General features: G+C 36.9%; 18 protein-coding genes. 9 read left to right on the forward strand and 9 right to left on the reverse strand.

Features of this window, described 5'->3' with window-relative positions; all coding sequences use genetic code 11:
* Positions 1 to 12 precede the first annotated feature (12 nt).
* Both ACXR6G_RS01915 and ACXR6G_RS01920 read left to right on the forward strand, forming a co-directional pair.
* The gene (locus ACXR6G_RS01915; RefSeq protein ID WP_458359709.1) at positions 13 to 855 is read left to right on the forward strand and encodes a prephenate dehydrogenase; all 843 of its coding nucleotides are present in this window, start codon (positions 13 to 15) and stop codon (positions 853 to 855) included.
* A 76-nt stretch (positions 856 to 931) separates the two neighbouring features.
* On the forward strand, positions 932 to 1,999 hold the full coding sequence (locus ACXR6G_RS01920) for a chorismate mutase (RefSeq protein ID WP_458359710.1): 1,068 nt from the start codon (positions 932 to 934) through the stop codon (positions 1,997 to 1,999).
* A 403-nt stretch (positions 2,000 to 2,402) separates the two neighbouring features.
* Here ACXR6G_RS01920 and cysQ read toward each other — a convergent pair whose 3' ends face one another.
* The 3 genes from cysQ to ACXR6G_RS01935 all read right to left on the reverse strand — a co-directional run bounded on the left by cysQ (position 2,403) and on the right by ACXR6G_RS01935 (position 5,911).
* Positions 2,403 to 3,209 carry a 3'(2'),5'-bisphosphate nucleotidase CysQ gene (gene cysQ, locus ACXR6G_RS01925; protein WP_458359711.1) on the reverse strand — a complete coding sequence of 269 codons (807 nt, stop codon included), beginning with the start codon at positions 3,207 to 3,209 and terminating at the stop codon, positions 2,403 to 2,405.
* A 2-nt stretch (positions 3,210 to 3,211) separates the two neighbouring features.
* Positions 3,212 to 4,045: an energy transducer TonB gene (locus tag ACXR6G_RS01930; protein WP_458359712.1), complete on the reverse strand. Its 834-nt coding sequence runs from the start codon at positions 4,043 to 4,045 to the stop codon at positions 3,212 to 3,214.
* A gap of 84 nt (positions 4,046 to 4,129) precedes the next feature.
* Positions 4,130 to 5,911 carry an SLC13 family permease gene (locus tag ACXR6G_RS01935; protein WP_458359713.1) on the reverse strand — a complete coding sequence of 594 codons (1,782 nt, stop codon included), beginning with the start codon at positions 5,909 to 5,911 and terminating at the stop codon, positions 4,130 to 4,132.
* Between the two features lie 379 nt (positions 5,912 to 6,290).
* Between ACXR6G_RS01935 and ACXR6G_RS01940 the strand changes: the two genes are divergently transcribed.
* The 3 genes from ACXR6G_RS01940 (at position 6,291) to ACXR6G_RS01950 (ending at position 8,750) form a co-directional block, all read left to right on the forward strand.
* Complete coding sequence (locus ACXR6G_RS01940; RefSeq protein ID WP_458359714.1) at positions 6,291 to 6,869, forward strand: DUF2284 domain-containing protein; 579 nt, start codon at positions 6,291 to 6,293, stop codon at positions 6,867 to 6,869.
* Positions 6,870 to 6,918: 49 nt separating this feature from the next.
* Positions 6,919 to 7,824: a hypothetical protein gene (locus tag ACXR6G_RS01945; RefSeq protein WP_458359715.1), complete on the forward strand. Its 906-nt coding sequence runs from the start codon at positions 6,919 to 6,921 to the stop codon at positions 7,822 to 7,824.
* Positions 7,825 to 7,928: 104 nt separating this feature from the next.
* Positions 7,929 to 8,750, forward strand: a complete 822-nt coding sequence (locus tag ACXR6G_RS01950; RefSeq protein WP_458359716.1) for a hypothetical protein — start codon at positions 7,929 to 7,931, stop codon at positions 8,748 to 8,750.
* Between the two features lie 2 nt (positions 8,751 to 8,752).
* Here the strand turns inward: ACXR6G_RS01950 and ACXR6G_RS01955 are convergent, their stop codons facing one another.
* The 3 genes from ACXR6G_RS01955 to ACXR6G_RS01965 form a co-directional block, all read right to left on the reverse strand.
* Entirely contained in the window at positions 8,753 to 11,308 is a 2,556-nt protein-coding gene (locus ACXR6G_RS01955; RefSeq protein WP_458359717.1) for a phosphoenolpyruvate carboxylase, read from the reverse strand.
* 462 nt (positions 11,309 to 11,770) lie between these two features.
* Positions 11,771 to 12,229, reverse strand: coding sequence for a hypothetical protein (locus ACXR6G_RS01960; RefSeq protein ID WP_458359718.1), 459 nt, complete (start codon positions 12,227 to 12,229; stop codon positions 11,771 to 11,773).
* A gap of 579 nt (positions 12,230 to 12,808) precedes the next feature.
* The gene (locus ACXR6G_RS01965) at positions 12,809 to 13,144 is read right to left on the reverse strand and encodes a hypothetical protein (protein ID WP_458359719.1); all 336 of its coding nucleotides are present in this window, start codon (positions 13,142 to 13,144) and stop codon (positions 12,809 to 12,811) included.
* A gap of 510 nt (positions 13,145 to 13,654) precedes the next feature.
* On the opposite strand from ACXR6G_RS01965, the gene ACXR6G_RS01970 reads away from it, so the two are divergent.
* The 3 genes from ACXR6G_RS01970 to ACXR6G_RS01980 all read left to right on the forward strand — a co-directional run bounded on the left by ACXR6G_RS01970 (position 13,655) and on the right by ACXR6G_RS01980 (position 16,088).
* Complete coding sequence (locus tag ACXR6G_RS01970) at positions 13,655 to 14,293, forward strand: 7-carboxy-7-deazaguanine synthase QueE (RefSeq protein WP_458359720.1); 639 nt, start codon at positions 13,655 to 13,657, stop codon at positions 14,291 to 14,293.
* Between the two features lie 120 nt (positions 14,294 to 14,413).
* Positions 14,414 to 15,370, forward strand: coding sequence for an NAD(P)-dependent oxidoreductase (locus ACXR6G_RS01975; RefSeq protein ID WP_458359721.1), 957 nt, complete (start codon positions 14,414 to 14,416; stop codon positions 15,368 to 15,370).
* 259 nt (positions 15,371 to 15,629) lie between these two features.
* Positions 15,630 to 16,088: a CYTH domain-containing protein gene (locus ACXR6G_RS01980; protein WP_458359722.1), complete on the forward strand. Its 459-nt coding sequence runs from the start codon at positions 15,630 to 15,632 to the stop codon at positions 16,086 to 16,088.
* Here ACXR6G_RS01980 and ACXR6G_RS01985 read toward each other — a convergent pair.
* Positions 16,080 to 19,172 carry a glycoside hydrolase family 3 N-terminal domain-containing protein gene (locus ACXR6G_RS01985; protein ID WP_458359723.1) on the reverse strand — a complete coding sequence of 1,031 codons (3,093 nt, stop codon included), beginning with the start codon at positions 19,170 to 19,172 and terminating at the stop codon, positions 16,080 to 16,082. The genes ACXR6G_RS01980 and ACXR6G_RS01985 overlap by 9 nt on opposite strands.
* Before the next feature lie 883 nt (positions 19,173 to 20,055).
* On the opposite strand from ACXR6G_RS01985, the gene ACXR6G_RS01990 reads away from it, so the two are divergent.
* Entirely contained in the window at positions 20,056 to 20,583 is a 528-nt protein-coding gene (locus ACXR6G_RS01990; protein WP_458359724.1) for a hypothetical protein, read from the forward strand.
* A gap of 121 nt (positions 20,584 to 20,704) precedes the next feature.
* Here ACXR6G_RS01990 and ACXR6G_RS01995 read toward each other — a convergent pair whose 3' ends face one another.
* Together ACXR6G_RS01995 and ACXR6G_RS02000 are read right to left on the reverse strand one after the other, a co-directional pair.
* A complete protein-coding gene (locus tag ACXR6G_RS01995; protein WP_458359725.1) occupies positions 20,705 to 21,313 on the reverse strand; it encodes a class I SAM-dependent methyltransferase in 609 nt (202 codons plus the stop codon).
* Between the two features lies 1 nt (position 21,314).
* A complete protein-coding gene (locus ACXR6G_RS02000) occupies positions 21,315 to 22,445 on the reverse strand; it encodes a cysteine desulfurase family protein (RefSeq protein WP_458359726.1) in 1,131 nt (376 codons plus the stop codon).
* Positions 22,446 to 22,464: the final 19 nt, after the last annotated feature.

Raw genomic sequence — 22,464 nt, forward strand, 5'->3', positions numbered from 1 at the left:
AAAGAATAAAAAATGAAAGTAGGAATAATAGGTCTCGGTTTAATAGGTGGTTCAATAGCCACTGATTTGCGAAAGCGTGGTTTTGCTTCCAAAATATTAGGTCACGATGCGAGTAAGCTTCACGCTGAAACAGCCCTGAAATTTGGCTTGATAGATTCAGTTAGCTCAATGGATGAGTTAATTGATGAAAGTGAGTTGATTGTATTGGCTATACCAGCAGATGCTACACTTAAACTTTTACCCAAAGTGTTGGATAAGGTCAGCACACAGGTTGTTTGCGATGTAGCCTCTATAAAAAGTCAGATTTGTGAAAGAGTCAAATACCATCAGAATCGAAAGCAATTTGTAGCGACTCACCCTATGTCAGGAACTGAACATTCGGGACCTTGGGCTGCAAAATCTGGATTGTTCGATGGAAAGGCAACAATTTTTTGCGATGCTGAAGATAGTGATGAAAAAGTACTTCAGACGGTTCACAAAATGTATGAGTATCTTAATATGCGAGTACTTTATATGAGTGGGTCCAATCATGATGTGCATGCAGCCTATATCTCTCACATTTCACATATCAGCTCCTTTGCTTTAGCTCTAACCGTTTTAGAAAAGGAAAAAAATGAAAAAAATATTTTTGACCTAGCCAGTGGAGGTTTCGACTCTACTGTACGATTAGCTAAGAGTGATGCCGAAATGTGGGCACCTATATTCAACCATAACGCTGACAATGTTTTAACGGTTCTGAACACTTATATCGAAAGTTTAAACAAATTTAAAACGGCTATCGAAAATAGAGATCGAGATGATTTAGTCAAGATGATTTCGAAGGCAAATCGAATAAAAAGGGCCTTGAAAAATTAAAACCACAAGTAAATTATTAGTTCATATTTTAATTAGTGATGAAAAATTGCTAACTATCAGCCAAATTACAGAAGAAATGAAAAGTAAGTTAGATTTAAATAAGATTGAAAGACCCCTAATTATAGCTGGCCCATGTAGCGCCGAAACCGAAGAGCAGGTTCTAAACTCAGCTCGTCTTTTAAAAGAAGAAGGTATCGGAATCTTCCGTGCAGGTATCTGGAAGCCTCGTACCCGACCAAATTGTTTTGAGGGTGTAGGACGTGAAGGTCTTGAGTGGTTGAAGACGGTTCAGAAGGAAACAGGTTTACAAACAGCGACTGAGGTTGCTAACGTTAATCACGTTTTCGAGGCTCTAAAATATGGTGTCGATATCTTATGGATTGGAGCGCGTACTTCAGCCAATCCTTTTGCCATGCAAGAAATTGCCAATGCTCTTGAGGGTGTTGACATTCCTGTCTTGGTTAAAAATCCTGTAAATCCAGATGTTGAACTTTGGATGGGTGCATTAGAAAGATTAGAAAAAGCAGGTATCAAACAACTTGGCGCTATTCACCGTGGCTTCTCTAGCTACGAACATAGCATCTACAGAAACATTCCACAATGGCAGATTCCTATTGAGCTAAAAAGACGTATGCCGGATATGCCAATAATTTGTGATCCTAGCCATATTTGTGGTAATCGCGAATTATTGCAATCTGTTTCTCAAAAAGCCATGGACCTTAATTTCGATGGCTTGATGATTGAAACGCACCCTACTCCAGATGAAGCCTGGAGTGATGCCAAACAGCAGATTACACCTAAACAATTGACTCATCTTCTTACGAATTTGGAGTTACGTGTAGAAAATCCGGATGGTATCTCTCTGGATACGCTTGAAGATTTGCGATTCAAAATTGACCAATACGATAATGAGGTTATGGCTATTCTTCAAAAGAGAATGGAAGCTTCAAATAGCATTGGTCAATATAAAAAAGCCAATAATATGACCATTCTTCAGTCTGGACGTTGGGAAAGTATTTTAGAGAAGCATTTAGCTAAATCTAAAGACACTAAACTTAGCGAGCGATTCATCAGTAAGCTTTTCAAAGCTATTCACGAGGAATCTATTGCTCATCAAACTCAGATTATGAACGAAAAGAAATAATCTTGAGTTCTTCAAAATAAGAAAAGAGGATATCCACAAAAGCTGCGGTATCCTCTTTTTATTATTACAGTCATACTATGAATATGACGGTTTGAATTATTATCTAAAATAAATATAAATCGTAAAAAACAATTCACAGAATTACAAAATTTTCATAATTCACAAGCTCTTTAAATCTGAAGATTAAGCCATTACGGGAAATTAATTTACTCCCGCCACGAATTATCCCTTAGGCTTCTGCAGATATGTTATCTGCAGATTTTGAGTTGGGGATTTTTAATCCCCTTATACAGCTTTGGCGATTGCAAACCGCTAATTTCTTAATCCCAGATTACAAATCTTGGCTAGCTGTTAGGTATGACCAAAAGCATGATGGTTTAAATTATCAGCTAAAACACCTTCCTTATCGTTTACAGATAAAGTAAGGATTCAATAAATCAGCCTTATTGTAGGCTAAGTCTTCTCCAGTACCCAATTGTTTAATTACCGCACCCGACGCAGAGACGATAGCATGTCCAGCAGCGATATCCCACTCCATAGTTGGAGCATAGCGTGGATACACATCTGCCGATCCCTCAGCAATTAAACACAGCTTCAAAGAACTTCCCTTTGAAACCATTTCAACCTCATCCCCATTATCTCGTAAGGATTCTATGAATAAGCGCGTTTCTTCATTCATATGCGATCGTGATCCCACAACGCGAAGACCTCTTCTCTCCTGCTCAAGAGGTAATTGCTTAGATGCAGTCATCAAATCCTCAAGTTGGGTATTTTCAGTAATATCATCACAGCGGAAGGCACCTAAAAGTTCATCGGCAAAATAAAGCTGCTTGTATACAGGCACATAAATGACACCTGCAAGTGCTTTGCCATCTATTACTAAAGCAACATTAACGGTAAACTCATCGTTCCGCTTGATAAATTCCTTCGTACCATCCAAAGGATCAACGATCCAACATTCTTTCCATTCTTTACGTTCCTCGTAAGGCAAGTGAGTTCCCTCTTCACTCAAAACTGGAATTTCAAATTGATCCAAAACCGAAACAATAGCATTATGTGCTCTTTGGTCAGCAATGGTCAATGGACTATCATCCGATTTCAACTGTATATTAAAATCATCTGACTGATAGACATCCAATATCTCTTTCCCCGCTTTTATACATGCCTCTATGGCTGCTGATAAAAGTTCTTTTCTATATTCTATATTCATCTCTATTGTAATCTAAAATTAATAGGTATAGTATAACATACCTTTACTGCCTTTCCATCAAGTAAGCCAGGTGTCCATTTAGGCATATTTCTAATAACTGTCAAAGCCGCCTCGTCAAGACATTGATCATCACTCTTTCGAATATGCTCATAAACAACATCACCATTTTCATCAACAATAAAATTGACAATAACACGTCCTGTTATTCCATTTTCTTGTGCCATTCTTGGGTATTGAACTGATGATCCGACATATCTTTGTACATCCTCGTCGCCTGTTTTAAATTGAGGCATAACATCTACAGTTCCAAATACATTCCTAAGGTGTAGTTTACCCCAATTCATCCACACTTCATTTGATGTAACCTGGTTATTTTTATATCGACTTATCGATTTCAATTTTCCCGATTTATAATAATTTGTAACCTGTCCTTCCCAATGGGGAACTATAAGCTTTCTGGATAAGCCTTCTGTCAACAGATTTCCTTTCTTATCGTAATCTTTGATATGAAATCCAGATCCCAAACTCTTAAACACCCTATAAATAAATCTATTGGTTGACAAGCCCTTAAACTGAGATTTAATGATAATTACTGAGTCATTTTCAAAACTAGCCACTTTATCATTAAAGGATTTTATCCACTTATCTTCCGTTTTCCTATATGTCGATATTTTAAATCTATTTTCTTTCTTTTCTTTTATTGTAATATATCGAATCGCATCTTCCTTTCCAAGTGCAGGCTTATGATTGGCTTTATAGTAGATTATGGTATCATTTTGAGAATAACCTAATTGGAATAGAAAAGTGAAAATGATAAAAAGTAAAAATGACCTCATCCTTGTTCAAGTATTATTATGTGAAAAATCCTGAACGAAACTAAATAAAATATTTAACAAAAATAATGTTTTATAAGAAGCTTTCTAGTAGAAGTAAATATAAGAAAGTATCGACACGCAAACCACCATATAGATGATAGTTAATGGAAATCCAATCTTAAAGAAATCGCCAAACTTATAGGCTCCTGGGCCATAAACCATCAAGTTAGTTTGATAACCGATAGGTGTCATGAAGTTAGCTGCTGCAGCAAAAGCTACGATCAATACAAAAGGTTCTGGATTGAGATGCAGATGCAGTGCCATGCTCAATGAGATTGGGAAAATAATGGCAACGGCAGCCTTATTGGTCACATAAGCAGCTAAAACTGTTGTAATAAGATAGATTCCAAAGAGTATCCCAACTCGCCCCAATGGCATAAATACGGATATGAGGAGATCGGCAATCAACTCGGCTAAACCCGATTTGATCATAGCTGTACCAAAAGCCAGCGAGAGGGCAATAATCATCGCCAGATTGAAATCTATACTGGCTGCAATATCCTTTGGATTTGTTATTTTAAGAGCTAAAATCACAATAATCATCACAATTAATGTCATAAACAAAGGCACAATTTTCAGAGCCGATAAAATCACAGCTAGAATAGTACCCCCCAATAACAAACCGATCTTATAATTCTCTTGCTTACGATATTCCTTCACCTTAGAGATAAAGTAGAAATCCTGAACACGTTGTGTTCTTGCAGTAAAATCGTCTCCTCCCAAAAGAAGAAGGACATCACCGGCACGAACTTTTACATCACCAATTTTCCCAGACATACGCTCCCCGTTTCGGTGAATGGCAATGACTGCCGCATCGTATTTGCCTCTAAAATTGGCTTCTTTTACCGTTTTAGATATCAAGGTCGAGTTGTGAGAAACCACAATCTCAACCACCTCGAGTTGTTTCTTATGACTCAACATACCAACGGTTGGTAAAGTCAATCCCTTGTTTGCGAGAATCAAATCAGCAATGGTTTCTGTTTCTCCTGCAAAGAATAAACAATCCCCTTCTTCCAGGATAAATTCGGAAGAAACAGCTGCGACCTTAATGTTATTCCTCTTGATCTGAAACAAATATAAGCCCTGGAGGTTACGAAGATTAGCCTCACCAATTGTTTTTCCATTCAAATCAGAACCTGGACGCACATGAGCCTCAACAATATACTGACGTGAATTTTCTGAAAATTTATCTAGTGTATCAGCATTATCGGGTAATAATTTCTTCCCCACAAGTAAAATGTAAGCTGACCCAATAAACATCATAGGAATACCCACATAGGCAAAGTCAAACATATCCAAGGATTCCAAGCCTGGAATAATATTCTGATCCACAACCATACCATTTACAATCAGGTTGGTCGATGTTCCAATTAGTGTGATACAACCACCTAAAATGGCTGAATATGAAAGGGGAATCAACAGTTTTGAGGGTGAAATATTATTTCGTTTACTCCAAGAGTGCACATAGGGCATCATGACAGCAACCAAGGGTGTATTATTCAAAATCGCAGAGAATCCGCCAACTAAAAGCATCATTCTTGCCATAAATTGTCGGTAGGTTTTTGCCCGTTGAAACACCTTATCGAATAGATTCTCAACAATACCCAAATCTCGAATGATATCGCCAATTAAGAGCAGCATTAAAATGACCATAACCTGATCGTTGGCAAAACCAGCCATTATTTCAGAAGGTGTCAAGACTCCAAATATTCCTAAAGCCACTACTCCAATCAAAAAAGTGAAAGCAGGACCGATCCATTCCTTGTAAAAGGACAGAACAATAAAAATTAAAACAATTGATACAACAATGGCATCAAAACTGAGCATATGGTAGAATTTATAATAGTGCTTCTTAAAAGCTTCAAATGAACGAATTAGGTACTAAAGCCAATCTAACAGCTCTACACAGGTATTTTAAAATACGAATATACGAAAATTCTAAGGTGCAATACCCTATTCTTATGCTTATTTAAGATCAATATAATTAAGACATTGTATTAGTCATAAAACTTGAGCAGATACTTAATCAATTCATTCTCTGACGATAAGTAAACTTCATAAACATTCTCCTACATTCATGTTTTTTCACGCAAAGAGCAACTAAGTAAAGGGACGGAAAGTTCGCAAAGATCAGAGTCAAGAGGACTCAATTATAATAGGGGATTTAAGAGATTAAATGTAAATTTGCTGCCCTAAAACAACGATGATGCAAGCCGTAGACATACCTCATATACAAAGTAAGTTTCAAGACAAGGACATTCAAATTCAAACCAAGGAAATTGAATTGCCACTTGAAGCCATTCTCCCCTATTGGAATCCAGGAGAATTTAATGCCTATTGTCAAACGGGCTGTGAGAACTTTTCCAAGAAATGGACCTGTCCACCACATTGCCCTCCCTTTATGGAATATGCAGCTGATCACACGCATATTAAATTGATTTTATACCTAACGCATTGTGATCAATTCGCCTTTATAGAATCAGAAGAAAGAGCATTAACAGCTTATAATTTTGCAAAAGATTTATTGCAAAAGAATTTGAGAAATGCTGAAACTGAAGCCGAACGTTTTATTGGCCCCAACTCATGTGAGATCTGCACCATCTGTAAGGCAGCACAAGCTGATGCCTGTCACCTGCCTCACTTAATACGCTACAATTTAGTCGCCTTTGGTTTTAATGTGACAAAGATAATGGAAGACTTATTCCAACATAAACTTGAGTGGGCTAAGGCCGGACAAGTTCCCAATCATGTTAGCTCTGTAGGTGCTATTTTGTTTAAAAAATAGAACATCAAGCTTTTTTTGTAATTTACGTGCCCTAAAAATACTCATACATATGCGATACTTCAGCTATACACTACTAGCCCTCCTGATTTCAACAATGGGAATGGCTCAAAAAACATGTTGCGAACAAGCCAATGCTCTTAAAACTGTTATCTATTCACCTGAGTTGATCAGCGATCAACTTTCTCCAAAGGTAAATGAACAGTCAGGAATGGTGTGGCATAAGGATTTGTTTTGGGTGATTAACGATAGTGATTGCATGCCTGAATTGCTGGCTTACAATATGAAAGGCGAACTGAAAAAGATCATCGATATTAACAATACCAGCAATAAGGATTGGGAAGATTTAGCTGAGGACGACACGTATATTTATATTGGAGATTTTGGCAATAATAGAGGTGCCAGAAAAGACTTGCGAGTGCTTCGGGTTTTGAAATCAGACATGGACAAGCAAACAGAACTAAGCGTTGATTCCATCACATTTGCCTGGGCAGATCAGCAAAACTTCACCAAGCGCAACATGAAACACGATTTCGATTGTGAGGCCTTTTTTGCTTATGGGGATTCTCTTTACTTTTTCACAAAAAACTGGGCCAACAAAAAGACACGCCTATACAGCATGTCAAAACTACCTGGTGACTATCAGCTAAAACCAATAGCTGAGTTCGATGTGGATTTTATGGTGACGGGAGCTGACATTACAGCTGATGGCAAAACCGTTGCTTTAGTTGGCTATAAAAACTACCGTAGCTATATGATGCTATTTACAAACATCGAAGGTGAAAATTTCTTTGCAGCAAACGCTCTACGCTTAGACCTTGAATCTTTAGGCGGCAGCCAAACCGAAGGCCTTGTTTTCACAGATAAAAATGAACTATACATCAATACAGAGGAAACAAAACATCCACAGGCCTTTTATAAGGTTGACTGGAAGAAGATAGTCATTGGTCAATTCTAAATAATACGTATAGAATTAATTATGATTATATTAGTGAAAAATTTAATAGTAAAGCTTCTATTTTATTAGAAAATTTATTCCACTAGTAAATAACATGTTTGTTGATGAAGAAAAAGATATCATTGATTGGCTGTTTAGTCTTTTGCGTATTCGGCTTATTAGCACAAAATGAATCAAAGGAACATATCGATTATCGAAAAGATTTTCCGAAAAGTTTCTTTGAAGAATGGCATAAGAAAAGTAAATGTACACCACTATCTAACGATACTCTTATTGCACTTAAAGAGATAATCGATATCATACAGCCCTACCCATATAAAAATAGAAACCATTGTACAGACGTTGAAGTGATCTGGACTAAAATGGATAAAAATGGTATTGAATTAACCTATCAGCAAATTATTGAAGAATGTAATACCCTTAGCAAACCTGTAAGAAAAATTGCTGACACACTAAAGTTTATATTTTATGACAGTCGGTTAAAAATATATATGGTAGATTCTATAAATCAACACTCCTATACATATTATAAAGAAATCATATTTAAACCTGAGCTAAAAGGGAAAATATTATATATCGACAATAAGAATAGAGCAAGCTATGATAAAATTGTAAAGGGTATTAGAGATGATAATTCCAATGCTTTAGGTCATGCAGAAAACTCTCGACTTGAAAATGGAGGTAAAGATTGGTATGGAGGTTACCATTGGAATGCGCCTTTTAACAGACATATGCAAGAACTCATTTCAAGAAAATGCCTAAATTATTCGCGCACAGAAGGTGAACTTGGAACTATTGATCCAATACGAAATATAACATTAACAAAAGATTTAAATGAAGCCGTTGTTTATCAAAAACCATATGAGTACAATCCTCAATTTGTCTTATTAAAAAAGGTTAATGGGGAGTGGCAAATAAAAAAATAGACTTAAACTGAATTTCTACTGGCATTGATATTTCCATAAACGGATCGAACCACCATTTTTTCGAAAGTGTTTCGATTTACCGTATCCTTACCCAGTTTTTGCAAAGCATATTGCTGAATCACCAATAAGGGTAATACGATAGCTTCTCGGTTTTCTATTGATCGTTTTGATATTGGCTCATCGGCCATCAATTCATCGTATTCCGTGATTTCAAGTATCATCTTTTTGGATAGCTTGTATTCATCAAACAAGATGCGCCAAAAATCGCGATATGCCTCGTTTTGCTCCATATAAGCGGTGAGTTCAAAGTAGCATTTCGACAAGGACATCATACTATTTGAAATTAAAGCTTTGAAATAGGGAACCTCTTTATATAGACGTTTCAAATCTTCCAATCTATTTTGATCTTTTAGATTTTTTAGAGCCGTACCAATACCAAAGTAGCCCGGTATATTTTGTTTCAATAAACTCCAGGAACCCACAAAGGAAATCGCTCTTAAGTCGGTTAATTCGAGTTGCTTCTTTTGCCCACGTTTTACGGGGCGGCTTCCAATCTTAGCTTTTGAGTAATATTTTAAAGGACTGACATTCTCCAAATAAGGGATGAACATTTCATGCTGCTTTAGCGCATCATATTTCTTAAAACTTAATTCACTTAAGTCTTCCAATAGGCGTCTGGAGGCTTCTGAAATAGTGGCCTCATCGTGATATGAGAAATTATATAGACCTGCTGATATCAATTGCTCACAGCTGTATTGGAATTGTTCTTTGGTACCGTAAGTACTCGTAATGGTTTGCCCTTGTATGGTTAATTGAATCTCTTCATTTGATATTTTGGCACCCTGCGAAGCATAAAATCGATGCGTCTTTCCTCCTCCACGAGCAGGCGGCCCACCCCTGCCATCGAAGAAAATGGATTTGATCTGATACTTCTCACACAGTGCGGTCAATGTTTCTTTCGTTTTATATATCGACCAATTCGCTTTTAAATAACCGCCATCTTTGGTGCCGTCTGAAAAACCTAACATCATGGTCTGCTTCTTATTTCTTCGCTTCAGATGTTTAGCATACAGATCAGTATTAAATATGTCTTCCATAATCTGACCTGCATCGCACATGCCTTTCATGGTTTCAAATAAGGGGACAATATCAAAATTGATATAACTGATATCATTAGTCGTCCATCTGAATAGAGCAAAGACGAAAAGTATGGAAAAGATATCCTCAGAATTGCTGATAATATATCTGTGACAGCCTTGCTCTCCATTCGAAGCTTGAATGGAAGGGAGTTGAATGATATTGGCTATCGTGTCGGCAATAAGTGGATCATCCGCATGAAAATTAAACAAATCAATTTCCTGCGTCAGAAGAATATTTATGAGTTCCTCTGTTGATAGTTCTTCAATAGTCTCATCTATTAAACCCTCTTTCCTCAGGATATAAGTGATCACTTTCTTATGGACTGAATGATCCTGACGGATATCGAGACTGGCAAAATGCGTTTTGAAAATAGTTACTTTGTCAATCGTATTTTGAAGATCGTTTAAATACAAAGCATTATATTTTTCCTTGATAATCTTTTTAATCTCTAGCAAGGGATCTAATATGGATCGGTATGGCAGACAATAATCCTGATTGAACATAGCTGAGTATAACTTATCTCTAAGCGCTTCAATTTTCTCATCAACATGTTTAAAGGTGATTTTACTACAAAGTCGCTTAACGTCTGTGTAATAACATTTCATTAAAGTCATTCTTAACTCATTGGCCACTTCCTTGGTTATCTCACTTGTCACGTAAGGGTTCCCATCTCTATCGCCACCCGGCCAAAAACCTAATGAAACAATCTCAGGGTTATCCAAATTGGTGACTTTACACTTCATTTGGCTGTAGAGTTCCCCAATAGCATTGTAGTAGACATTTTTGCAGAAATAAATAATATTCTTGGCTTCTTCCAAAGGCGTTGGACTTGCTGTGTTGATCAGTGATGTAAGTCCCAATTGATTCAATAATAAATCAATCTCATTCACGTCATTCTGTAGAACTTGACCTCTTAGCTCACTCATAATATCGAGTACCGCTGGCTGATAAAACTGTGTAGGATGTGCCGTTAGAACGATTCGAACTTTGAAGTCGTCTAGCTTTTGAAAAACCTCATCCCAATTGCCTCCTTTTTTGGTTTGACTCATCAAATCACTTAGCCTTAAATCGTCTACATCTTCGCGAATTTCGGGCAAAGCAGCATCCTCGATACTATCAAACAAAACAACCTGCCGTTCAACGTAAGAGATCACACGAAATAAGAAGTCATTCCTATCATCTTCATTTTTAAGATTTGTGTGCGTATCAAAAAAAGAATCTATGATTTCAATGGGACTTTTAGATTCACTTAAGCTTTCCTCACAATAAGCAGAAAGCAAAGGCAGAAGTTGACCAACATCCACATCCTCATGATAAGGCAGATTAAGAAAAAGGCTATTATAAACTAAGTATTTCTTTTCTATTAAGTTCTCAAACTTTTTTAGACTCGCATTTTCAGTCGTGAATGGGCTTTTCATAAGCAGACGATTGTAAGGGTGATACAATGAGTCTTAAAATACAAATTTTAGGGGAGACTTAAGCGTTTTGAGATACTTTGTTCGAAAAGTGCGTATTGCCAAGCTTAGTTATCTGATGAATTTTCTTAAACATGATAAATCATCAGATAACTTGCAAGATAAACCTACATCAACTGAGAGAAAACTCAATGCCTTATTAAACCCATAGTTGCCAAACGTATTTACCCCATTTAGGATTACAAATCCTATAACTCCACAAACCCTGATTACAAATCAGGGATAGCGACATCATATCTTGATGAGCGGGAACTTGACAGCTAAACTATATTTAGCCTGTACATAATCGATATATTTTTTAATCTCAAAGGGATTGCATGTTTGTAGCACATAAGTCTATCCCTTAAAACAACAAAGCCCCTATTTAAAATAGAGACTCTTTAGCTGAATAGGTATATAAGCTATTTAATAAGCGTTTTCTAAGGACTCCTGATAGCGATTTTCCTTCTGTTTCGTATTTTCTACTTGGGCTTCTAAATCAAGCATACTAAAACTAACATCATAACAATCTGGCAGATCACGTTCTTTAATAGCTACTTCATATATGACATTAGCTTTTTTATATCTAAATCCTTTATTTCCTTCCGTTTTTACATCTAGTTTGTAGTGCTTTATTATACCATTAGCAAAACCTACAGCCTTATCGCTTCCCGAATAAAACCCTTCGAAACTCACATAATATAAAATATCCTTGTCATTAGTTTCTTGTGAAGTATTACCCGTTATCTGACCTCTTACACCTCCTACTGTAGTCCAATCTACTACAACTTTTACAACGATTCCTAGTTCGTATCCCTTTAAACTTTGCCCCTTTGCAACAATTGTACCTACTAGTATTGCTAGTATCAGTATTACTTTTCTCATTTTCGCTTTTATTATTAATCCTTTATGCTGTGAAATTAATTCAATAAAAGGATTGTTTTAGGTTTATTGATGTATTTATACGCGTTATCTAGCATTAATTATAGTATTCACAGGTTTTTATAAGATGGAATGGGAACAACGTGCGTAATTATCTGATGATTTATCGGCTTCTATAAAATTCATCAGATAACTTGCAAAATGAGCCTACATCAGCAGCGAGGAAACGAAATTACCACAGGCCTTTTATAAGGTGGATTGGGAGAAGTTATTTAAAGTCGGAAAGTAAGATATACTCGAATTACAATTGGTTGATGACTTATATACCAAACAAGGCGAGGGTTTCCACACAGGTAATTAGGCTACCCATTACAACGTATTAGTTTACTGGCAAATATAGACAACCATTGCATTTACAGTGTAAGATTAGTGCAAGTTTTTTAAAATTTCTCATTTACAATAAGATATTATTCTCGCCCAGATTTGGGAATTCTGCATCTAGTAGCATCCAGTTACAAGGGACTATACTTCAAAAAATATATCACACAAAAAAGCCAGCTTGTAATAAGCTGTTTTTTTAATTTAAGTAAGTTGGTTGATATATCTTTCCATTTGATTTTTGATAGCATTCATCTTATTATTCTTCTTACTTTCTGGACTCTTAATTTTCAATTTCATTAACTCAGCTAATTCTTCGTTTTGTACACTTTGAATATTACCATACATCAATTGGATATCTGATTTATAATAGTCATCAAGGCTATCCAATTCTGTACACTCATTGAGAGTATTTGCTATATCGGAAATAATCTTTGACAACTTCATCCTATCATCATTTCGGAAGTCAAAAGCGCAACAATGCATATCACCCAACGATTCATTCAAATATTCTACTAACTCATCTTTACCTGTTATCATATAAGTTAATTTTTAATTAACTCTAAGGTAGGTATTATTGCAATAATTGTTAACACTTTAAAAGTGTATTATTAGAGACTTATGAATTCACAAAACTCATACTACACAGCTCACGGCCTCCATTTTATTCTTATTAGAATAGCAAACCAGAAGAACTAGAAATTAAGATTCATAAAAATCGTGACTTAATAAATGACAAAATGTCTATAAAATTACGTGCTGTTGCAAAATATTCTACTTGGTCATTTAGGCTATTGATAATTTCTCTGATTCTTCAAGTTATCTTAGGTGTTTATCAACAAATTGAAGACAAAGTATCCAAGTAATTACAATAAGGAAGCCCTATTCTTAAAAAAGACTTCCCCATTCCTTTTTTAATCTTAATAAAGCGATTATTTTTGTGATCCATTTTTATAAGCATTATTTTGAGTGGTATGGGTATTCCCTATCGCGAAACATACCATCTCCGCAAAGACTGAAGCAATTTATTTAGTCCGTAAGCAAAATATCATGATGAGAGATAAATACAAAGACATATTCGAAGCCGGAACCGATTTACCCTTGGTTGAGGACTTCTATACCATACAAGGAGAAGGTTACCACACAGGTAAGCCAGCTTACTTCATACGTATTGGCGGTTGTGACATAGGTTGCCGTTGGTGCGACTCTAAAATTTCGTGGAACCCTAAGGAGCATCGTTTAATCTCGGTTGAAGAGGTTGTTCGAAAAGCTGTTGAGTCACCAGCCAAATCGGTTGTGGTGACAGGTGGTGAGCCATCGCTATACAATTTGGAGCCTTTGTGTTCTGAGTTAAAGAAACACAATATCGAGAATTTCCTTGAAACATCAGGGGCTTACGAGATCACTGGTGAGTGGGATTGGATCTGTTTATCGCCAAAAGCGAATAAAGCACCCGTTGAAAGCTCATACAAAAAAGCACACGAACTGAAATTTATCATTTTCGATTTGGAGAAAGATTTTGCTTTAGCTGAAGAGCACGCCAAATTGGTTGGTGATGATTGTCTACTTTACCTTCAATCGGAATGGAGTCAGTACGTTCACAACGTGAAACCTATTGTGGAGTATGTGAAGAATAACCCAAAGTGGAATATTTCCTTGCAGGCGCACAAGTTTATGCGCATTCCATAAACAGAACACATCAAGCTTAATAATATAATGACCATGAAATAGACAGATAAATTTCTCTCTAATTCATGGTCATTCTTCATTTATTCCCTAATTTTCGGATTCAAATCAATGTATCCGAAAGTGAAGAAGACTATCCTTATTCAATATGCCATTCCCAAAGAAGGACTCAAAGCACTGAGTCAATCTTTTAATCTCATTTATCCTGATAAAGACTGTTTCACACAAAAAGAAATGCTTAAGCACATTCCCAAGTGTGAAGCCTTGCTGTCTATCTTTAATCAGCCAGTGAATGCAGAACTGATTGAGGCAGGTCAAAAGCTTGAAATTATCTCAAACTACGGTGTGGGTTATAATAATATTGATGTTGATGCCGCTACAAATCGTGGTATAGCGATTTGCAATACACCTGAGGCTGTTTGCGAGCCAACTGCAGAGCTTTGCTTATCGCTAATGCTATCACTTACTAGACGTGTAGCTGAATGCAACCATCGCCTTAGAACCGAAGTTGATTTCAAATGGGGCGTCATGCTCAACTTGGGTCAAACCCTAAGAGGAAAAACGCTAGGCATTATTGGTATGGGTAAAATTGGCAAATCTGTGGCTCAAAAAGCTCAAGCCTTTGGTATGAAGGTGGTTTACAACAATCGCAGCCAATTATCTGCCAGTGAGGAAGCAGGTCTGAATATTGACTATTTAGGCTTTGAAGATCTTCTGAAAACAGCTGATTTTGTTTCTTTACATTGTCCTTTGAATGAATCGACTCATCATCTGATAAGTGAAAAGGAACTTAAGATGATGAAGACTTCGGCTTATCTGATTAACACAGCTCGTGGACCTGTTGTTGATGAACAAGCTTTAGCTGAGGGATTAGAAAAAAAACTGATTACTGGCGCAGCTTTGGATGTATTCGAGGATGAACCCCACATCACAGAGCAACTAATGACACGCAATGATGTAGTGCTCGTGCCGCATATTGGAACGGCTTGCATCGAAACCCGAATTGAAATGGCTGAGGAAGCCGCGCAAAATATATTGGATCATTGGGAAAATGGAAAATCGAAGAATCGAGTGAATTAGATGATGAATTGATGTGTGGATGAGATGATGTGATAATAAGATAATGCGAGCATTGAGCGGAGTCGAAATGTGATGATAAAAAAATAATCTTCCACAAATTATCGCAAATTTACACAAATGGTTTTCGTATAAAACTGGATAATGAACGCACTTCGAAACTTTAGACGCGATAAATCGCAGTCTCTACAGTTTACCTTTGACTTTTTGACCTTTGTACTTTTAGACCTTTAGACCTTTAGACCTTTTATACTTTAAAAACATGGCAACAGAAATAGAACGTAAATACCTGATAAAAGAAGATCTTCTGACTTTACCTGCTAAGGGGAATCGAATTGTGCAAGGCTACCTTTGGAGTGAGAAAGGGAAAAGTATGCGCATTCGAATTACTAAAGGCAAAGGCTTTTTAACCATCAAAACGGGAACAAACCCTTTATCGAGATTGGAGTATGAATATGAGATTACATTGACTGACGCAGAGGAACTATTAGATCAGTGTGATAAGAAAATTGAAAAAACCAGATTCATAATTGAGATTGCAGGAATGAATTGGGAGGTTGATGTATTCGAGGGAGAAAACAAAGGCTTAATCGTAGCTGAAATTGAATTGGAATCGGAAAATCAGGAATTTGAAAAACCAGAATGGTTGGGATTGGAAGTGACTCAGGATAAACGCTACTTAAACGTCAATCTGATCAATCAGCCGATTAGCTTATGGTAGATTAACACCAACAATATTTTGCGTGGTATCTTCTACGACAGGTGGGTTTATAGCATCGTAAAGACACTCTTGAATTTTGGTTCTAACATCCATTTTCATCAGCTTGGTATTCCAATCGTCAGGAAAAACACGATTCGATAAGAAAACATAGACCAAATCATAGTCTGGATCAACCCAAACCATAGTCCCCGTAAAACCTGTATGTCCGAAACTGTTAGGCGATGCTTTTGTTGTGGTCGGTCCATTGGTATTGGTTCTATCTAAAAAAGGCTTATCAAACCCGATACCTCTACGATTCATACCATTAGGATAAGCTCTCGATGTAAATTTCTCAACTGTTTCAGGCTGAAAGAAGCTCACGCCACCATAGCTCCCTTTCTGCAAATACATTTGCATCAATTTTGCTAAATCAGATGCATTACCAAAAACACCCGCATGACCAGCCACACCACCCAACATAGCTGCTGTCGGATCTTGTACAAAGCCTTTTAACAACTGCTTTCTGAAAAACTTATCATTCTGAGTGGGTGCAATTCGGGACATACTAAAACGCTGACAAGGGTGATAGCCTAAAGTTCCTGCACCAAGCTTGCGATAGATATTCATCTTCACATAGTTTTCCATACTACTAGGCAAATGCTCTTCAAACATTCTCTTTAGTAGGATAAAACCCAGATCGCTGTATTTATAACCATTGGTTTCACGATAATCAGTAGCCAAAATCTGCTTGTAGATGGTATCACTAAATCCCTTTTTCATATACAAATTCTTGGCAATCTGAATAGGAAACTCTTTTGAAGCAGTCTTATTAAAAAATCCCTTTCGGAATCGATAATTTTTATTGGCAAAAAGATGCTTCCCAAGCTTTACTCTATAAACTCTTGATGAGTCATGACTATACAAATCACGACGTAAACGAGCTGTATCTACAGCCTCTCGGTGGAAAGGTTTCCAAGGGAGAAGTCGAGCTTCGTGGGCCAATATCTTTCTGAGCACCAAAGTATCCTTATTGGTCCCCTTAGCAGCTGTCAGATAATCGCCCAATTGACCATCAATATCTATCTTACCTTCATCAACCAACTTCATTAAGATGGGCAAAGAAGCAGCCACCTTGGTTACCGATGCCAAATCATAGATATCGGAGGTTTTCACATTCACATTTTTATTATAGGTATGATATCCATAGGCCTTATTGTGAATGATTCGTCCCTTGTGAGCAACCAGAATCTGGCAGCCTGGTGTCGCCTCTTGATCTATGGCATCATAAACTATAGAATCAATCTTCTTAAGTTGTGAACGATCAAATCCCGTCTGGCCTGGCAAAGCGTATCCCAATCTGTTTTTTTTTGTATCCATTCCTGTTCCTTCAGGAATATCCTTGTTTACTGATACGGGTAAGCGCCCTTTAGCTCCTATTCCACCAAAAATAATTTGAGCTGAAGCCTTTTGAGTCTCAGCATTATCTTCATAAGATACAAGAGTTGCTTCTAGTCTGTCCAGTTTTTTATAGAAATCAAGTGCATAAGGACTTGCAAACAAATCAAAAACAACCTTCTTTCTTTTCGAAAGGTTACTCACAAATGAAATGGTTTGGTCCGTTACTCCAAATCTTTTTGAAGCTCTTCGGTCACTATCATGCTTGCTGACAATAATCAAATTGTAAGATTCCAAATTTTTCAGAAGCGTGTTGTATTGCTTTTGAGAAGCATTCTTGTCAATCTGATAAAAATCGATATCAGTATAACGTCCTAAGTACTCTTGAAAATGGTTACGCTTTTTGGCTCCCATCGCTATAGAAGCAATTCGCAAAGTATCCAATCTCTGTAAAGGCAATAAGTCATTCTTATTGCTCACCACCGTCATGGCATTTTCAATCAGCATGCTTCGTAGAATCATCCCTTGCTGCGTATTCAATCCTGACCACAAACGATCTGATGAAACAGGCTTATATTGGTTTAATCCCAACCAGTATTTCGTCTTAAGGATCTTTATACAAGACTGGTTGATATTCTCCTGAGATAATGCACCTCTTGCAATGGCTGCCTTGATTTCTTTGATGGCCTTAGGCACATCTTCTGAAAACAAAAGCACATCATTACCTGCAACAGCAGCCTTGGCATCAACCTCACCTGGTTTATAAAATTTACGAACACCTTGCATATTCAAAGCATCGGTAAAAACCAAGCCTTTAAAACCCAATTCATTTTTCAACAAATCAGTTACGATAGGTCGAGAGAGAGTCGCAGCTTTTGCTTCTTTGTCAAGAGCGGGAACGTTAAGGTGAGCAACCATTATGCCCCCAATACCAGCTTTAATCGATTCTCTGAATGGGTATAATTCCAAATCATCGAGCTCTTCTATTGAGCGATCGACAACCGGTAAATCGTGGTGGGAATCTTTATCCGTATCGCCATGGCCCGGAAAATGTTTTCCTACGGCTACAACGCCTCCAGATTGCATACCTCTGGCAAAAGCAATTCCTTTTTCTGCCACATTCACTTTTCCTTCCCCATAAGAACGTGAATTGATAACAGGATTCTTCGGATTACTATTGATATCTAAAACGGGTGCAAAATTCACATGAATACCCATTCGACGACATTCAACAGCCATCTCCTTACCTAACATGAAAAGTAAGTTGGTATCCTGAACAGCTCCCATCGTTATCTGCTGTGGGTATTTAAGTGTTTGCTTCAATCGAGCACCCAAACCGTACTCAGCATCCATACCAATCCACAAAGGCAAAACCGATTTGCTTTGATATAAGTTAGTCAGTCGAGCTTGTTCCTGAGGTGTGCCTTGAAAAAAGATCAAGCCTCCAATTTGGTATTTCTCAACCAGTTTCAATATTTTTTTTTCCTCTGCAGAGGTTTTATTGGAATAGGCCGCCACCATAAATAGCTGGGCAATCCGCTGTTCCTGGTTCATTCCCGACATGATAGAGTCAGCCCAAGCAGCATCCGTTTCATAAATTGAACCCAGAGGCTGTGAACTCACAAAGTCAGATTGTGCGATACTTGACAAACTCATAAAACAGAAAGTGACTAGGACTAAATGTTTTAAGTTTGGAATCTTTAAAATCATATTCAAAAAATGGATTTAATTAGACTTGATATTTCTAATTGTAGAAGTATCTAACAAAAATAGAAATCCCAATTAGAATAAAGTAGGAAAAGCCAAGAATAATGTCAGAGAAGGGGAAAATAAAAAAAGGGGCTGACGACCCCTTTTTTATTACTTACAACTAAACCATATTTAAAACTCGATCGAATGATACAAGCACTAATATGTATTTTAACATCTTAAAGATGTTCAAGCCAAAAGTGGAAACTACACCTCTTCTGAACTCTACTCTTGTAAAAGTATTCGATAAGGACATCATATGCAAGTGTCAAGTTTGTCAAGTTTATGACATTTAACATATAAACACCCTCTTCATTTTCGAACATTCGAAATATGAGTATATATACAGCAAGCCTTACAGACTCTTCATATAAAATCAGTTTGAAATTATCATAAATGAAAAGCTGCACTTTTGAGTTTCAAAAAAGTAGGAAAAGACAATAATAATAATAACAGAGAAGGGAAAAATAAAAAAAGGGGCTGACGACCCCTTTTTTATTACTTACAACTAAACCATATTTAAAACTCGATCGAATGATACAAGCACTAATATGTATTTTAACATCTAAAAGATGTTCGAGCAAAAGTGGAAACTACACCTCTTTTAAACTCTACTCTTGTAAAAGTATTCGATAAGGACATCATATGCAAGTGTCAAGTCTGTCAAGTTTACCATTCTGAACATAAGTTCACATCATTCGTTTTCGAACACTCCAAACACAAACATATATATACCTAGCCTTACAGACTCTTTATGAGAAAAACAGCTTGGAATTATCGTAAATAAAAGCTACATTTAAGAGTCTCGAAAAAAAATCAAAATTCTTACTGAAATTAGTATCCTATGAGAATAATCATGATTATTTCCGTTTTAATTCTGTGTCAATTCTCTATTATAGCACAGAATAGAGTTGATATTAAATCCCTATTGAAAACAAATGGGGACTTACAATTTGAGCTTCAGATAGAAAATCAGCCATTCCAACTGGAGACATTTCATAATTGGACACAATCTACAAATCACTATATATCAGGTGAAATCACCAGAATCAATTCAAAGGAATTTATTTATACGGGAAAATCTCGTATCTATTTGAGTCAAAAACCTTCAACTTTTCAAACTGATATCTTATTCACTCTCCATATTTCTAAAAAAAATGGAGGAACTCACTATGTCATGAAGGATATTCATTACAAATCGATTCCTGAGTATGGAAAACAAGGTACTCCAGCTATTCACACCTATTGCTCTGACTGGTTTACTCACAAAAAACTTTATAAGAAATCTGGTAAGATGAGAACACTCAATCAAAACCTAATGAAGAACTCAACACAATTTGCAGAGGAACTTATACTCTCGTTTTTTAAATAAAATATCTCGCAAAGAGCGCTAAGATTTCCGCTAAATCTGGACCGCCAAATTCGCAAAGAAATAAGAGCTTATTATAATACTCTGCGTTAGTATGATTTTCCTTTGCGCACTTTGCGTGAAATTAAACTTTCTTTCCGATATATCTAATGACGGAAGCTATACCTTGATGAAACTCGCCTTCAGAAAGTTCTACATCCAATTCTTGTAGCTTTATTGTTTCCAATTCTGAAAAATCATTCAATAAAATCTCTTTTGAGAAAAGCATACCTATTTGTCCTGGCCCTCCGGATTTCTTGCCCAACTGCTCTTTTGAAAAACCTTCAAGAATTATAATACCTCCAGGCTTCAAATATTTCGCTATCAGCTGATGGTAATCCTGTCTCTTGTCTTCTGGCACATGTGCATAGATTAGAGCAATACAATCGAAGCTCTCTTTTTCAAAGGTGAAATCTTCAAAACCTGCTACCTCATAATCAATATTGACCTGATTCTTTCTAGCTAAATCGAGTGCTTTCAAGCGTCCCTCTTTACTTAGATCGAAGGCCGAAACCTGCCATGACTGACTTGCTGCAAAAACGGCATTTCGCCCTTCTCCCTCAGCAGGAAGAAGCAGCCGACCAACATTTAATTTCAGGAGTTCTTCTTTTAAAAACATATTCGGATCAATGCCATAAACAAAGTTTTCATTTGCATAGCGTTCGTCCCACATCTCACTTGCAGCTTTCTTCATCTTACTTTCTTAAATTTTGAACAGCTTCAATAATAGCTTTTGCTGCCTGATCAATTTCATCTTCAGTACTATATTTCCCTACTGAGAAACGAACCGTTCCCATAGCATAGGCTTGCTCTAAATTCATAGCCGCCAGTGTTGCTGACACCGAAATTGAATCAGTATGACAAGCAGCACCAGCTGATGCTGCAACCTGAGGTAAGTTAGATAGAAGCGTATTGGCTTCGATATTTTTGAATGAAACACTCAAGGTGTTAGGCAAACAGAAATCCGTATTTCCATTAAACTGGATATCCTCAAGAACCGATAAAGCTTCTTTAAAGCGATTAACTAAGGATTTATCATGAACGAAACTCGTTTGCAAATTGGCTTTGGCTAATTTGGCTGCCCTACCCAAACCTACAATTTCCAGAACATTCTCTGTTCCAGCTCGTAAATTATTTTCATGATCGGCTCCATGCATCAACTTTTGCAATTCAATGCCCTTGCCTATATACAAAGCTCCAATCCCTTTAGGTCCATAAAATTTATGACCTGCAACAGTTAATAAATCAACACCTAATGTTTGAATATCAACAAGAACTTTTCCAACGGCCTGAGCACAATCGGTATGAACAGCAATACCATGTTTTTTTGCCAATGCGCTTATCTCAGAAATAGGCTGAAGTGTTCCAACCTCATTATTGGCATACATGACTGAAATTAAGATGGTTTCCGGACGAATAGCCGCTTCAAGATCTGAAAGCTGAACGCGCCCCGTATTATCAACTGGTAAATAAGTCACTTCAAAACCTTCTGTTTCCAGATATTTACAGACTTCGCTAACAGCAGGATGCTCTATGGAAGAGGTGATAATATGATTTCCCTTACTTCTATTTGCAAAAGCATAACCTTTTAGGGCATAATTATTAGACTCCGTTCCACCACTGGTGAATATCAATTCCGAAGCTTCGCAATTGAGCAAAGCTGCCAATTGTTTACGTCCCTTTTCCACAGCTTTTTTACATGCCCTACCGTAGGTGTGAGAACTGGAGGGGTTCCCAAAATAATCATACAAATAAGGCCTCATCTCATCAGCCACTTCTTTTGCAATAGGTGTCGTGGCATTATAATCTAAATATATCGGTTGCATGGCTTCTATTTTAAAATGT

The sequence above is a fragment of the Ancylomarina sp. YFZ004 genome, assembly GCF_054254355.1.

Coding starts and splice junctions, on each gene's coding strand:
- ACXR6G_RS01915 (WP_458359709.1), top strand. CDS start 13: ATGAAAGTAGGAATAATAGGTCTCGGTTTAATAGGTGGTTCAATAGCC.
- ACXR6G_RS01920 (WP_458359710.1), top strand. CDS start 932: ATGAAAAGTAAGTTAGATTTAAATAAGATTGAAAGACCCCTAATTATA.
- cysQ (WP_458359711.1), bottom strand. CDS start 3,209: ATGAATATAGAATATAGAAAAGAACTTTTATCAGCAGCCATAGAGGCA.
- ACXR6G_RS01930 (WP_458359712.1), bottom strand. CDS start 4,045: ATGAGGTCATTTTTACTTTTTATCATTTTCACTTTTCTATTCCAATTA.
- ACXR6G_RS01935 (WP_458359713.1), bottom strand. CDS start 5,911: ATGCTCAGTTTTGATGCCATTGTTGTATCAATTGTTTTAATTTTTATT.
- ACXR6G_RS01940 (WP_458359714.1), top strand. CDS start 6,291: ATGCAAGCCGTAGACATACCTCATATACAAAGTAAGTTTCAAGACAAG.
- ACXR6G_RS01945 (WP_458359715.1), top strand. CDS start 6,919: ATGCGATACTTCAGCTATACACTACTAGCCCTCCTGATTTCAACAATG.
- ACXR6G_RS01950 (WP_458359716.1), top strand. CDS start 7,929: ATGAAGAAAAAGATATCATTGATTGGCTGTTTAGTCTTTTGCGTATTC.
- ACXR6G_RS01955 (WP_458359717.1), bottom strand. CDS start 11,308: ATGAAAAGCCCATTCACGACTGAAAATGCGAGTCTAAAAAAGTTTGAG.
- ACXR6G_RS01960 (WP_458359718.1), bottom strand. CDS start 12,229: ATGAGAAAAGTAATACTGATACTAGCAATACTAGTAGGTACAATTGTT.
- ACXR6G_RS01965 (WP_458359719.1), bottom strand. CDS start 13,144: ATGATAACAGGTAAAGATGAGTTAGTAGAATATTTGAATGAATCGTTG.
- ACXR6G_RS01970 (WP_458359720.1), top strand. CDS start 13,655: ATGATGAGAGATAAATACAAAGACATATTCGAAGCCGGAACCGATTTA.
- ACXR6G_RS01980 (WP_458359722.1), top strand. CDS start 15,630: ATGGCAACAGAAATAGAACGTAAATACCTGATAAAAGAAGATCTTCTG.
- ACXR6G_RS01985 (WP_458359723.1), bottom strand. CDS start 19,172: ATGATTTTAAAGATTCCAAACTTAAAACATTTAGTCCTAGTCACTTTC.
- ACXR6G_RS01990 (WP_458359724.1), top strand. CDS start 20,056: ATGAGAATAATCATGATTATTTCCGTTTTAATTCTGTGTCAATTCTCT.
- ACXR6G_RS01995 (WP_458359725.1), bottom strand. CDS start 21,313: ATGAAGAAAGCTGCAAGTGAGATGTGGGACGAACGCTATGCAAATGAA.
- ACXR6G_RS02000 (WP_458359726.1), bottom strand. CDS start 22,445: ATGCAACCGATATATTTAGATTATAATGCCACGACACCTATTGCAAAA.